The following is a 12,887-nucleotide window of genomic DNA, read 5'->3' as shown; positions in this document are numbered from 1 at the left end:
ACTGACTAGCAGTTGTTGTCGTTATGAGGGCTCAAAACGACAACAACTGCTAGTCAGTTGGGCCTCTGCTTGCCTTCAAGATCCCTTGCGTGGAAACGTGCGCGGCGAAGGGTGCCGCGATCCGAGGGCAGGCTTGGGGTGCTCGCTGGCACCTGTGTCCGCTTCCCTCACGGCCGCCCACGCTGCGGAGAGCAAATAGACCTGACTGACCAGGTTGAACCAGATGAGAAGCCCGATGATGATGGCGAATGAGGCCAGAATGGGGTTCCGTCCGGCGTTCGCGAGCAGTTCCGTGCTGAAGATCTGGAGGATGGTGGTTCCGATGCCGGCAAGCACCGTTCCTTCCACGAACGCCTGGCGGCGAAGTTTCAGGCGGCCCGCGAAACGGAACATGATGACCGCCGTCGCCCAGTTGAGGACCAGCGGAACGGCCGTGCGAACGAGCCAAGTGACAGGGCCGGCCACTGCGTCAGCCATTCCGAGCCGGTCGATGATCCATCCGGCCGCCGTCCCGAACACAAGCGAAACACCGGCACTGACCACCAGGGCTGCGCCAAGCAGCAGGAGGGTACCGGCGTCGCGCGCCTTCATCAGCAGCGGGTTCTCCTGCAAGGGGTCCAGCCCGATGACTCCGCGAAGTCCCTCCCGGATTCCGGCGATCCAGCCGAGCGCGGTAAATACGGTGACGACGGCGGCTATGGCAGCAGTCCAGCCAAGGCCCGTGGGATTCAAGAGATCATGCGGATCCACCAGGCCGTTGCCGCCGCTGGTTTTCAAAAGTCCCGGGGCCGCCGTGGCGACGCTGGAGACAATTGAATCAACCAGTTGGGGCTGTCCGTTGAGGACCAAGCCGGTCACGGCGAAACCCGTTGCCAGCAAGCCCGTCACGGAGAAGAACATGGTGAAGCCAATGCCGGCGCTCAAGAGCGGACCATGGCGCAGGTTGTAGAGATTGAAGGTGCGCATGGGCCGGAAGTTGCCCAGCCGCGCGAGGGCAAGGTTGATGAACGCCGGTATCGTGGCGCCCCGATTGCCCGAGCGCCGGGCTTTGCCCCATTCGACCTGCCGGTGAATGAGCTGCAGCTTCAGCTGCGCGCCTTCAGTCGGCAGAGGTGGCCTCTCGGCCTGCTGCCGGTTGTTGTGCTGTGCGTTTCCGTGATTGATCTGCGTCGCCGCCAAAGTCGAGCTCTTCCCGTAGCTGCCAGATGCCATTGTCGTCGTGCTCGTAAAGTCCCATGCTAACCACCGGGAAGGTGGCGGTGTAGTTCTTGAGCACCGTTTCGGCCTCGTCCAGGCTTTCCGGGGCGACATCGTGGGCCACCGTCACGTGCGGGTGGTACGGGAAAGGAAGATCGCGTTCCAGCGGCCCTGTCTGCAGCTGTTCGTGAAGGCCCACGCACTCCTCGAAACCGTCTTCCACCTTCAGGAACACCACTGGTGAGACCGGCCGGAAGGAGCCTGTGCCGGAAATCGTGATCTTGAAGGGTGCCTGGCGGCGGGCGACATCGCGAACATGTTCGCGGGTGGCCTCCCAGTCCTGGGCGGGCGTAGTGGTGACGAGGGTGATGTGGGCCGGAATGACCTCTGCCATGGGATCACCGAAGGAAGCACGCCATTGCTGGAGTTCCTGGGCGACCTCCCTGGGGAAGCCCAGGATGACTCCTACGCACAAGCTGTCCCCGCAGGCGCTGGCAGACTGCCGCGTAGCCTCGTCCCGGCGGGCATCAGTGGCCTGGCCGGCTCCCCTTGAACGGGAGCCGACCTGGACGCTGAGCTTGCCAGCTGCGCACATGGCTTTAGCGGATTCCTTGTGCTCCGCCGTAAGGCAGGAAGCCCACCTTGGCGTAGACGTCGGCGAGGGTGGCCGAGGCGATTTCGCGCGCTTTGTCCGCTCCGTGGGCCAGGAGCCGGTCGAGCTCGGCCGGATCGGCCAGCAACTCGTTGGCGCGGTCCCGGATCGGCCCAAGGTGGGCCGCAACGAGTTCCGCGAGGTCGACCTTCAGGTGGCCGTACATCTTGCCTTCGTAGTCCGCTACGATCTTCTCCACCGGCTGGCCGCTGATGGACGAGTAGATGCTCAGCAGGTTGGACACCCCGGGCTTGGCCTCGCGGTCGAAGCGGATTTCCGTCTCGGTGTCCGTGACTGCCGACTTGATGCGCTTGGCCGTGATCTTCGGGTCATCGAGCAGGTTGATCAGGCCGGCCGGCGACTCCGCGGACTTGGACATCTTGGCCGTCGGGTTCTGGAGATCGTAGATCTTGGCCGTTTCCTTCTGGATGAAGGCCTGCGGCACCTGGAACGTCTCGCCGTAGCGGCTGTTGAAACGCTGGGCGAGGTCGCGGCTGAGCTCAATGTGCTGCCGCTGGTCTTCGCCTACGGGCACCCCGTGTGGCTGGTACAACAGGATGTCGGCGGCCTGCAGGATCGGGTACGTAAAGAGCCCGACGCTTGCATGGTCCGAACCGTGCTGAAGCGACTTGTCCTTGAACTGGATCATGCGCGAGGCCTCGCCGAAGCCTGTGATGCAGCCGAGGACCCACGCCAGCTGGGCGTGTTCAGGAACCTGCGACTGGACGAACAGCGTGCACTTGTTCACGTCGACGCCGCCGGCGATGTACTGCGCGGCGGTAACGCGCGTACGGCGGGCCAGCTCAGCGGGATCCTGAGGCACCGTGATGGCATGCAGGTCCGGGATGAAGAAGATGGCGTCGTATTCGTCCTGCATGCGGACCCAGTTGACCAGGGCACCGAGGTAGTTGCCCAGGTGGAGGGAATCAGCGGAGGGCTGCATGCCGGACAGCACGCGGTGCTTGGCCCCGGCGGCCAGTTTGGTTGATGTTGCCTTGGCTGCGGCTGCAGCGGGTTCAGTCGTGGTGGAACTGGTCATGAGGAAACTTTCGAAAGCTTAGAGCTGGTAGTCGACTACCAGCGGTGCGTGGTCGGAGAAACGGGTGTCCCACGACGGCGCCCGGTCAACGACGGCCGAAAGTGCGGCTGCCGCGAGTCCGGGAGTGGCCATGTGGTAGTCGATGCGCCAGCCAGTGTCAGTGTCAAAGGCCTTACCGCGCTGGGACCACCAGGTGTAGGGGCCTTCGACATTTCCTGCCAGGCCCCTGTGGACATCCCTCCATCCGATCTCGTCGCCGAAGAAGCGGTCGAAGTACGCGCGCTCCTCAGGAAGGAAACCGGCACGCTTGGTGTTGCCCTTCCAATTCTTGATGTCGAGTTCGGTGTGGCCCACGTTGAGGTCGCCGACCACCAGGGCGTGCTCGCTGTGCTTGGCAAGTTCCGGAAGCCTTGTGGTCATGACGTCCAGGAAGCGGTACTTGTCCACCTGCTTGGGCGTGTCCGCTTCCCCGGAGTGCACATAAGCGCTGACGACCGTCAGCGTAGTGTCCTTGCCGCCGCGGTCCCGCACGACGTAGTCCGCTTCGACCCAGCGTCCAGTCGTGGCGAAGTAGTCGTCGCCGATACCCACGCGGGTGGCAACGGGTTCCTGCCGGGAGGCAATAGCGACGCCGGCACGGCCCTTCGCCTCGGCTTCGGCGTGGAGGATGTACCAGCCTTCGCCGATGAGCTGGTTGACCACCTCGTCAGGCGCGCGGACTTCCTGCAGGCACAGGATGTCGACGTCGCGGGGTTCCAGCCACTCCGCCATGCCCTTCTTGTAGGCGGCGCGAATGCCGTTGACGTTGACCGTTGCGATGCGAAGGAAGTCCTTCTTCAATGCCGAGCTCACCCCGCCTACTCTAGTCGATGATGGTGCCCGAAACGGGCTCGTCGCCGCCGCTGGAGGACTTGATCATGTCCCGGGCATTGCTTGATGTAATGGCGATGGTTTCCAAGGCGCGGTTGATGGTGTCCTGATCGGCGGCGTCGCCCTTGGCGCGTTCGTCCTCCACCACGCGTACCTGCACCTGGACGATCTTGAAAGAGTGGTCCAGTTTGAGGTCCCGCATTTCGTCCGCTTCGTTCCGTTCCGAGACCACCCGGGTGCCACCGTGATCGGCGCTCGACGACGACGGCGCCCGGCCGGTTGCCGCGTTGAAGGCGTTCTGGGCTTCGGTGAGTTTTTCACCGGCCCGCCGGGCGGCCTTCTGGATGCTGAAGACCACGAAAGCGGCGAGCGCGAGCCAGCCGAAGGAGATAACGGCAACGATCCAGCCGACGACGTCGTTGTGGTTGGCGGCGAAGATGACGGCCACCAGGAAGGCGATGAGCACCACCGTCATGCCCAGTCCACCGATGCGGAAGCCTTTGAAGGGGCTCCGGGCGGAAGCGGACGAGGGAACAGATGACGGGGAGTCGCCGAGGGATCGCATGCACCCATTGTCGCAAACTCCGGGCGACGAACCCCTCGCTTCCACCCCCGGCGAACAGCCCGCGCCGCTATTTCAGGAAGAGCTTGCGCAACCTTCCGGTCGTGAGGGTGATGCCGAGCGCGATCATCACGAGGTAGTAGGCGATATGGACTGCCGTTGCCGGGCTGAAGGAACCAATGCTGATCTGCCGCAGGAGTTCCACGCCGTGCCACAGGGGCATCGCCTGGATGAGCCACTGGATGTATTGCGGGTAGACGGTCAGCGGGTAGAAGGTGGCGCTGAAAAGGAACATGGGCAGCATGAAGAAGTTGATCCAGTCCATCTGTTGGAAAGTCTTCATGAAGCTGGTGATGCCCATGCCGAAACTCGCAAAGCCGAAAGCGATCAGCACCGAGGCCGGAATGACGAGGATGGCCCATGGCGTGGTGATGAGTCCCATGACGGCCATGACGGCGGTGAACCCCGTGGCATACAGGAGTCCGCGCAGCAGGGCCAGGAAGATCTCCCCGATGGCTACGTCCAATGGTCCGAGCGAGGTGTAGAGCATTCCCTGGTACAGCTTGGCGAAGTTCATCTTGAAGAACACGTTCCACGTGGAGTCATAGACGGCTCCGTTCATGGCGGACACGGCCAGGAGCGCGGGCGCGATATAGGCCGCATAGCTGATTTCCTGGCCTCCCGGGCCCGCCACAGTACCCACGATGGGGCCGAGTCCCACGCCCATGGAGACCAAGTAAAGCACCGGCTCGAAGAACCCGGACACCAGGATCAACCAGGTGCTGCTTTTCGCGGCCATGAGGCCCCGGGACACCACAGCAAGCGCGTTGCGGGAGTACAGCGGACCGAAGGTGCGTTCACGGGCAGCGTCAGTGGCACTGTGGCCGCCGGTCAGTACGCTCATGCGCCCATCCTCCTGGCGAACTGCCGTCGTGTCAGCGTCCAACCCGCAGCGGCAGCTCCCACGAGGAACAGGACGTGGGCCAGCATCAACAAGGGACTCTCCTCGAGTCCATAAGTGAAGACGCGGCCCAGCTGCGTGCCGTGCCAGACCGGGGAAATCCAACCGATCCAGCGCACTCCGAGCGGCAGCGAATCCAGCGGAAAGAACGTGCCCGAAAACAGGAACAGCGGCACCACGATGAATCGCTGCACCAGCGCGAACTGGCCGGAGTCCTTGGTGATGGTCGAGGCATAGGCCATGAGCGGCAGCCCGAAGGACAGCCCGGCCACCGTGGCAACTATCGCCGACACCCAGCCCCACGGACTCGGCGACGCACCGAACATGGCCACGATGGCGAAGTACACCACCGATTGCACCAGGAACTTCAAGGCGCTGGCCATGATGTGGCCCGCGGCGATCTGCTGCGGCACCAGCGGGGAGGCATGCGGGCCGTAGAACACGCGGCGCCATTTGAAGCCGTCCATGATCGGGTAGGAAAAGTCCCCCGACGCCGTCATGACCGCAGATGAGACCAACAGCGCCGGCGCGATGAAGGTCAAGTAGTTCACGCCACCAAACACCGCCCCGCTGTTCGCATCCACGAGGCTCGCGAGCCCGATGCCCATCGCGAACAAGTAGGCGACCGGCTGCCCCACGCTGTAGAGGAACACCGACCAGCCGTAGCCACGCATCACTCGCAGGACCTGCTCGGCGTAGAAGAAGGATCCCCAGCGCTTCGCCCGTCTGGCCGAGACAGCCGGGGAGTGGGCGCTAATCAACGAGGCTCCGTCCGGTCAGCCGGAGGAAGACATCCTCCAGCGAAGAACGCCGCACCAGCGAGGTCAAGGGTCGGAGCCGGCGTGCGGAGACTTGTTCGAGCGCCGCTTCGCCGTCGTTCGCGTAGATGAGCACCCGGTCCGGTAGCGTCTCGACGCGTTCGCCGATGCCCGCGAGTTCGACGCCGATGGTGGAGTTGCGTTCCGAACCGAAGCGGAGTTCCAGGACCTCGCGGGTGGAATATTCGCGGATCAGGCTCGCCGGCGAGCCTTCGGCCATGATCCGGCCTTTGTCCACCACGATCAACCGGTCGCAAAGTTGTTCGGCCTCGTCCATGTAGTGCGTTGTAAGGATCAGCGTGACACCTTGCTCCTTGAGCCTGAACAGCCTGTCCCAGAGGATGTGGCGGGCCTGCGGATCCAGCCCCGTGGTGGGCTCGTCCAGGAGCAGGATCTTCGGTTCGTTGATGAGCGAGCGGGCAATCGTGAGGCGCCGTTTCATGCCGCCCGAAAGGGCATCGACCCTGGACCTGGCCTTGTCCGTCAGCTGGGCGAACTCGAGCAGTTCGTCGGCCTTGGGGCGCAAGTAGCTCAAGGGCAGGCCGAAGTAGCGGCCATAGACAATAAGGTTTTCGCGGACCTTCAGTTCCTCGTCCAGGTTGTCCTGTTGCGGTACCACTCCGAGGTGCGCACGGACTTCCGGCCCATGGGTTTCCGGGTCCAGGCCCATGATGCTGAGCTTCCCGGACGTGCGCTGGGAGACCCCGCCGATCATTTTCATGGTGGTCGATTTGCCGGCGCCGTTGGGGCCAAGCAGGCCGAAGGACTCCCCTGCCGGAACCTCGAACGAGATACCGTCGACGGCGGTGAGCTCGCCGTAGCTCTTGGTGAGGTTTTCGGCTGTGATGACTGCGGCTGGGTTCATCTCGAAGCTGGCTGACGTGGAGAAAGAGCGGGTGGCTTCATTGTGCACCCCAGCAGACTAGTAGAGCCAAGGAATGCGTGAAAGAGGTATTCCGCAATTTTCTGGATTAACCTGCTGGACCCTGCGCGGCATGCTGCTGGATCACTCCACACCTCAGGCCCTGGAACCGCGTGGTTCCAAGGCCTGATGGTTCATCCCGGCGAGTGATCCAGCAGAATCCGCCGGTTCCTCATTTCGTGGGATGTGCCCGTAGCACTTCCAGGCGCTGGCGGTACTCGGTCTCGTCGATTTCCCCGCGTGCGTAGCGCTCCCTCAGCACGCTTTCGGCGCCCTGGGTTGCTGCCCAGTAGTGGTTACGGCGCCACATCCGGCGCCCGAAGAAGATGAAGAATCCAATCACGAGGATCCAAAACAGCGGGATCAGGAGGAAAAACGGCCAGAAGACGAATCCGCCCCCGGGTCCATGGACGACGTCGGCGGGCAGCTGGGCGGCCGCGACGCCGAGGGTGGTGCTCAGTGATGTCAACATGTCCAGTCCAAACTCTCAACAGGCCGTATCTCGGCTCTGGTTCCAGTCTGGTTTTCGGCCCATCGAATCGCGTCGGCCACCGGGAGTCACTTGCGGCCTGCCGCCTACTCCCCCGGGAGACTGCGTGCCCTGGCTAGCTGCTCCAGCCGGGCCGGACCAGGCCGGATTCGTACGCCAGCACCACCAATTGCGCACGGTCCCGGACCAGCAGTTTGGTCATGATCCGTGAAACGTGCGTCTTCGCCGTCAGTGGGGTGATGAAGAGCCGCTCGGCGATCTCTGCGTTGTTCAGGCCCTCCCCTACCAATGCAAGGACTTCCCGCTCGCGCTCAGTGATTTGGTCGAGGGGCACGGTCTTCGACGCCGCTTTGCTGTGCAGGGCGAGCTGGGCCATGATGCGGCGTGTCACGGACGGCGAAAGGAGGGCGTCGCCGTCGTGCACTACCCGCACGGCGCGGATCAGTTCCTCCGGTTCGGTGTCCTTGACGAGGAAGCCTGCGGCACCCGCGCGCACGGCTTCGGCGATGTATTCGTCCAGCTCGAACGTGGTGAGGATGATGATGCGGGTGTGCGCGAGGCCGGGGTTGGCCAGGATGTCCCTGGTGGCGGCCAGTCCGTCACCATCGGGCATGCGGATGTCCATGAGGACGACGTCGGGCGCCTCGCGCTCGGCCAGCCTGACGGCATCCCGGCCGGTACCGGCTTCGGCCACCACTTCCATGTCCGGTTCGGCGTCCAGGAGGGCCCGGAATCCGGCCCGGATCAGGTTCTGGTCGTCGACGAGCAGCAAACGGATCATGCCTGGTGTCCTTGCACGGGGTTCAACGGGAGGTTCGCTTCCACGCGCAGCCCGGGCTCCAGCGACGTGAGGCCGAGAATGCCGCCGAGGGCCTCGACGCGCTCGCGCATGCCCCTCAATCCGTTCCCCGCGGGCGCTCCCCGGAGGCCTGCGCCGTCGTCGTCGATCCTGACGGTCAGCGCGTTCCCTGCCACGTCCAGATGCACGACGGCGGACGCCGCGCCTGAGTGCCTGCGGACGTTGCTCAGCCCTTCCTGGACGATCCGGTAGGCAGCTTCCTGCTGTGCAGCACCTACTCTGTCCCCGTCTAGGGAGTTCTCGAACCGCACCTCCAGCCCGCCGCGCCGCGCGTCTTCCACGAGTTCCAGGATCCGTCCCAGATTCGGCGGTGCCGCGGGACTGAGCGGGGCGTCGTCGCGCAGCACCCCGAGGAGTTGACGGACCTCGGCCAGGGATTCCTTGCTCGCGGCCTTGATGGCTTCCAGCGCCGGGCGGAGCTTCTCGGGATCGTTCGTGCCCAGGTGGAGCGCCACGGAGGCCTGGACGTTGATCATCGACAGGGAGTGAGCCACCACGTCGTGGATGTCACGGGCGAGGGTGAGGCGGTATTCGTCCCGTTCGGCCTGTTTCGCGGCCTCCCGCCGTCGCCGGTATTCGGCCATCCGTTCGCCCCGCCGTCGGAAGCCTTCACCGATCAGGACGAGGATCGCCGCCCAGGCAACGCCGGCGGAGGCCCGGACAAGCCCTGTCTCATCCCCGGCGAGGACAGCCGTCAGAACGACGGCCGCGGCCGAAATCCCGGCCCCAAGCCACGCCAGCCAGCGCAACCCCGCGGCGGCGGTCAGGATGATCGAGAGCGCCAGGGACAGCGCGATGGGACCCCAGGCATAACCAAGGAGGAGGTAGATGGCCGTGGCCGCCAGGGTGGTCGGCAGCATGACGGCGGGCCTGCGGGTCCGGAAAGCCAGGGCCGCGGGGCCCGCCAGCAACAGCAGGAACGCGAGCGGGTCCAAGGGGCGGGGGCCGGCTTGGTGGCTCGCCGAGAAGACGGTCCCGAGGACCTGGATCAGGGCCGCCGCGATCACGATGAAACTCGTGGGAGGGCCCTGGAATCGCCGCTGCATGCTCCGAGCCTAGCCGCGGACGGCGCCCGCGTCGTCGGGTTAACGGCGTAGGGCGCCTACTCCTGCGGGAGTAGGCGCCCTACGCGCTGGTGGGAAGCAATATCAGGCGACGCCGGAGACGCTTCCCGCTGCCAATTGGCGTTCCGCTGCTTCGACCACGTTGGTCATGAGCAGCGCCACGGTCATGGGACCCACGCCGCCGGGGTTCGGCGAAATCCAGCCGGCCACCTCGGCAACGGCGGGATCGATGTCGCCGTGGACCTTGCTCTTGCCCGTCTCGGGGTCGGTTTCACGGGTGACGCCGACGTCGAGCACGGCCGCGCCCGGCTTCACGTCCCCAGGCTTGACGATGTGCTTGGCACCCGCCGCGCCCACAATCACGTCTGCCTGCCGCAGCAACTCCGGGAGGTTCTTGGTGCCGGTGTGCGTCAGGGTCACGGTGGCGTTCACGGCCCGCCGGGTGAGCAGCAGGCCGATCGAGCGGCCGATCGTGACGCCACGGCCGACCACCACAACGTGCTTGCCGGCGAGGCTGTAGCCGTTGCGCTCCAGGAGCTCGATGACACCGCGGGGCGTGCACGGCAGCGGCGAGGTGATCTCTCCGTTGACGTTGAGCACCAGCCGGCCCAGGTTGGTCGGGTGCAGGCCGTCTGCATCCTTGGCGGGGTCGATCCGCTCGAGGATGGCGTCGGTGTCCAGGTGCTTGGGCAGCGGCAGCTGCACAATATAGCCGTGACAGGCGGGGTCCGCATTGAGTTCGTCGATGAGGGCCTCAACCTGGGCCTGGGTGGCGTCCGCCGGAAGCTCTCGCTGGATCGAGTTCATCCCGATCTCCACAGACTGCTTGTGCTTCATGGACACGTAAAGCTGCGAGGCAGGGTCAGCACCAATGAGCACAGTGGCAATGCCCGGAGTGATGCCGTGGGCCCTCAGCGCGGCGACACGCTCGGTCAGCTCAGACTTGATGGCGGCGGCAGCGGCCTTGCCGTCAAGGATCTTCGCGGTCTGCGTCATGGAAGGGTTCACCACTGCTCGTGCTGCGGGTACAGCGGGAAGTCGGCGGCGAGCTTGTCGACGCGGGCTTGGAGGGCTTCAACATCGGTGGCGGAGCCGGCCTTCAGCGCCGAAGCGATGATCTCGGCAACCTCGGTGAATTCGGTGGCACCGAAGCCGCGGGTAGCCAGGGCCGGGGTACCGATGCGCAGGCCGGAGGTGACCATCGGCGGACGGGGGTCGAACGGAACGGCGTTGCGGTTGACGGTGATGCCCACCGAGTGCAGGAGGTCTTCGGCCTGCTGGCCGTCCAGCTGCGAGTTGCGCAGGTCCACGAGGACCAAGTGCACGTCGGTTCCTCCGGTCAACACGGAAACGCCGGCTTCGGCGACGTCGGCCTGGTTGAGGCGATCGGCGATGATCTTGGCACCTTCGAGGACGCGCTCCTGGCGCTCCTTGAATTCCTCGCCGGCAGCGATCTTGAAGGCAACAGCCTTCGCGGCGATCACGTGCATGAGCGGGCCGCCCTGCTGGCCCGGGAACACGTTGGAGTTGAGCTTCTTCGCCCATTCCTGCTTGGCGAGGATCACGCCGGAGCGGGGGCCGGAGAGCGTCTTGTGCACCGTGGAGGTAACGACGTCGGAGTGCGGCACCGGGCTCGGGTGCAGCCCTGCTGCGACGAGGCCCGCGAAATGGGCCATGTCCGTCCAGAGGAGCGCACCGACCTCGTCGGCGATGGAACGGAAGGCAGCGAAGTCGAGGTGGCGCGGGTAAGCGGACCAGCCGGCGATGATGACCTGGGGCTTCTCGGCAATGGCCTGTTCGCGGAGCTTGTCCATGTCCACGCGGAAGGTGTCTTCTTCAACCTGGTAGGCAGCTACGTTGTAGAGCTTTCCGGAGAAGTTGAGCTTCATGCCGTGGGTCAGGTGGCCGCCGTGGGCGAGCGAAAGGCCGAGGATCTTGTCGCCGGGAGTGATCATGGCCGACAGGGCTGCTGCGTTGGCCTGCGCGCCGGAGTGCGGCTGCACGTTGGCATACTCTGCGCCGAAGAGGGCCTTCACGCGGTCGATGGCCAGCTGCTCGGCGATGTCCACGTATTCGCAGCCACCGTAGTAGCGGCGGCCCGGGTAGCCTTCAGCGTACTTGTTGGTCAGGACGGAACCCTGGGCCTCCATGACGGCGCGGGGCGCAAAGTTCTCGGAAGCGATCATTTCCAGGGTGCCGCGCTGGCGGCCGAGTTCCTGTTCCAGAACCGCGGCGATCTCGGGGTCGAGCTCGGCGAGCGGCTGGTTGCTGATGGTCGCGGAGGTGATGGTGGAGGTGGTCACGAAGATCTCCTGGATAGGCAACGGGTATTTCTACAGGTCAGGCTACCGGCTGGGTTTTTTCCATGCCTTTGATTACGGGGCGTGGCAGAGCGACGGTAAAACGTGACCCTCGGCCCAGGCGTACGATCCGTGGTCTTCATCAGTGCCGCTCCCTGGTGGTACACCACCCAACGCCAGTCGCGACGACTTAAACAGTACAACAGGTGCGCAACGGTAGGCTTGATCGTGTGACTGAATCCACCCTGCCTACGTCTTTTGTTGTAACCCTGTCCTGCCCGGACCGGCCCGGAATTGTGCACGCCGTTGCAGGCGCCTTGTTGGAGGCAGGCTGCAACATCGCCGATTCCCAGCAATACGGCAGCCCCAGCACGGGAAACTTTTTCATGCGGGTGGAAGCCACCACGTCCTCGACCGAGGCCGAGCTGAGTTCGGCGCTGGCCCCGGTGGCCCAAGCATTCGGCATGAAGTGGCAGATCAACCCGGTGGGCCAGAAAGTCCGTACCCTGATCCTGGGTTCGAAGGACGCACACTGCCTCAACGACCTGCTCTTCCAGCAACGCACCGGAACCCTCCCCATCGAGGTACCGGCCATCGTGTCGAACCACCGGGACCTCGAAGGCCTGGCGGAGTTCTACGGGATCCCCTTCCACCACATCCCGGTCACCCCGGACACCAAACCCCGGGCCGAGGCGAAGCTGCTCGAACTCATCCACGAGCACGGCATCGAGCTGACCGTCCTGGCGCGGTACATGCAGGTCCTCTCCAACGAGCTCTGCACCGAGCTCAACGGCAAGGCCATCAACATCCATCACTCCTTCCTGCCGTCCTTCAAGGGCGCCAAGCCCTACCACCAGGCGCATGCCCGGGGAGTGAAGATCATCGGCGCAACTGCGCATTACGTCACGGCGGACCTCGACGAGGGTCCGATCATCGAGCAGGAAGTCATCCGGGTGGACCACGCCCGCACGGCCGAGCAATTCGTGCAGATGGGCCGCGACGTCGAAGGCCGCACGCTCGCCCAGGCCGTGCAGTGGCACGCCGAACACCGCGTCCTGCTCGACGGCACCCGCACGGTGGTGTTCAACTAACGCTCTCCCCACCCAACTGGCTCGCATTTAATGTCGTTTTGACGCCCCATAACGACACCTAC

General features: G+C 64.7%; 14 protein-coding genes and 1 riboswitch. Of the genes, 1 reads left to right on the top strand and 13 read right to left on the bottom strand.

Going from position 1 to position 12,887, the window contains the following annotated elements:
• Positions 1-75 precede the first annotated feature (75 nt).
• The 13 genes from KNN17_RS12950 to glyA form a co-directional block, all read right to left on the bottom strand.
• Positions 76-1,212 carry a YihY/virulence factor BrkB family protein gene (locus KNN17_RS12950; protein WP_242598798.1) on the bottom strand — a complete coding sequence of 379 codons (1,137 nt, stop codon included), beginning with the start codon at positions 1,210-1,212 and terminating at the stop codon, positions 76-78.
• On the bottom strand, positions 1,100-1,792 hold the full coding sequence (locus KNN17_RS12945) for a 2'-5' RNA ligase family protein (protein WP_241709462.1): 693 nt from the start codon (positions 1,790-1,792) through the stop codon (positions 1,100-1,102). Before KNN17_RS12945 ends, KNN17_RS12950 begins: the two co-directional genes overlap by 113 nt.
• A gap of 4 nt (positions 1,793-1,796) precedes the next feature.
• Positions 1,797-2,888, bottom strand: a complete 1,092-nt coding sequence (gene trpS, locus KNN17_RS12940; protein WP_241709461.1) for a tryptophan--tRNA ligase — start codon at positions 2,886-2,888, stop codon at positions 1,797-1,799.
• Positions 2,889-2,906: 18 nt separating this feature from the next.
• Complete coding sequence (locus KNN17_RS12935) at positions 2,907-3,740, bottom strand: exodeoxyribonuclease III (protein ID WP_078105994.1); 834 nt, start codon at positions 3,738-3,740, stop codon at positions 2,907-2,909.
• A 10-nt stretch (positions 3,741-3,750) separates the two neighbouring features.
• Complete coding sequence (locus KNN17_RS12930; RefSeq protein WP_078105995.1) at positions 3,751-4,323, bottom strand: hypothetical protein; 573 nt, start codon at positions 4,321-4,323, stop codon at positions 3,751-3,753.
• 67 nt (positions 4,324-4,390) lie between these two features.
• Positions 4,391-5,224: an ABC transporter permease gene (locus tag KNN17_RS12925; RefSeq protein ID WP_241709460.1), complete on the bottom strand. Its 834-nt coding sequence runs from the start codon at positions 5,222-5,224 to the stop codon at positions 4,391-4,393.
• On the bottom strand, positions 5,221-6,042 hold the full coding sequence (locus KNN17_RS12920) for an ABC transporter permease (RefSeq protein WP_241709459.1): 822 nt from the start codon (positions 6,040-6,042) through the stop codon (positions 5,221-5,223). Before KNN17_RS12920 ends, KNN17_RS12925 begins: the two co-directional genes overlap by 4 nt.
• On the bottom strand, positions 6,035-6,964 hold the full coding sequence (locus tag KNN17_RS12915) for an ABC transporter ATP-binding protein (RefSeq protein ID WP_241709522.1): 930 nt from the start codon (positions 6,962-6,964) through the stop codon (positions 6,035-6,037). Before KNN17_RS12915 ends, KNN17_RS12920 begins: the two co-directional genes overlap by 8 nt.
• A gap of 229 nt (positions 6,965-7,193) precedes the next feature.
• Complete coding sequence (locus KNN17_RS12910; RefSeq protein WP_078105997.1) at positions 7,194-7,493, bottom strand: SHOCT domain-containing protein; 300 nt, start codon at positions 7,491-7,493, stop codon at positions 7,194-7,196.
• Positions 7,494-7,626: 133 nt separating this feature from the next.
• A complete protein-coding gene (locus tag KNN17_RS12905) occupies positions 7,627-8,292 on the bottom strand; it encodes a response regulator (protein ID WP_241709458.1) in 666 nt (221 codons plus the stop codon).
• On the bottom strand, positions 8,289-9,416 hold the full coding sequence (locus tag KNN17_RS12900; RefSeq protein ID WP_241709457.1) for a sensor histidine kinase: 1,128 nt from the start codon (positions 9,414-9,416) through the stop codon (positions 8,289-8,291). Before KNN17_RS12900 ends, KNN17_RS12905 begins: the two co-directional genes overlap by 4 nt.
• A 102-nt stretch (positions 9,417-9,518) precedes the next feature.
• On the bottom strand, positions 9,519-10,430 hold the full coding sequence (locus KNN17_RS12895) for a bifunctional methylenetetrahydrofolate dehydrogenase/methenyltetrahydrofolate cyclohydrolase (protein ID WP_241709456.1): 912 nt from the start codon (positions 10,428-10,430) through the stop codon (positions 9,519-9,521).
• A gap of 8 nt (positions 10,431-10,438) precedes the next feature.
• Positions 10,439-11,737, bottom strand: coding sequence for a serine hydroxymethyltransferase (gene glyA / locus KNN17_RS12890; RefSeq protein ID WP_078106001.1), 1,299 nt, complete (start codon positions 11,735-11,737; stop codon positions 10,439-10,441).
• Positions 11,738-11,842: 105 nt separating this feature from the next.
• Positions 11,843-11,928: riboswitch (ZMP/ZTP riboswitch) on the bottom strand.
• A gap of 36 nt (positions 11,929-11,964) precedes the next feature.
• Between glyA and purU the strand changes: the two genes are divergently transcribed.
• The gene (purU, locus tag KNN17_RS12885; RefSeq protein ID WP_078106002.1) at positions 11,965-12,825 is read left to right on the top strand and encodes a formyltetrahydrofolate deformylase; all 861 of its coding nucleotides are present in this window, start codon (positions 11,965-11,967) and stop codon (positions 12,823-12,825) included.
• Positions 12,826-12,887: the final 62 nt, after the last annotated feature.

Source organism: Arthrobacter bambusae (assembly GCF_022606295.1).
Classification (GTDB): Bacteria; Actinomycetota; Actinomycetes; order Actinomycetales; family Micrococcaceae; genus Arthrobacter; species Arthrobacter bambusae_A.
The sequence above is the reverse complement of the archived record's forward strand: the minus strand, read 5'-3'. Positions and strand labels throughout refer to the sequence as shown.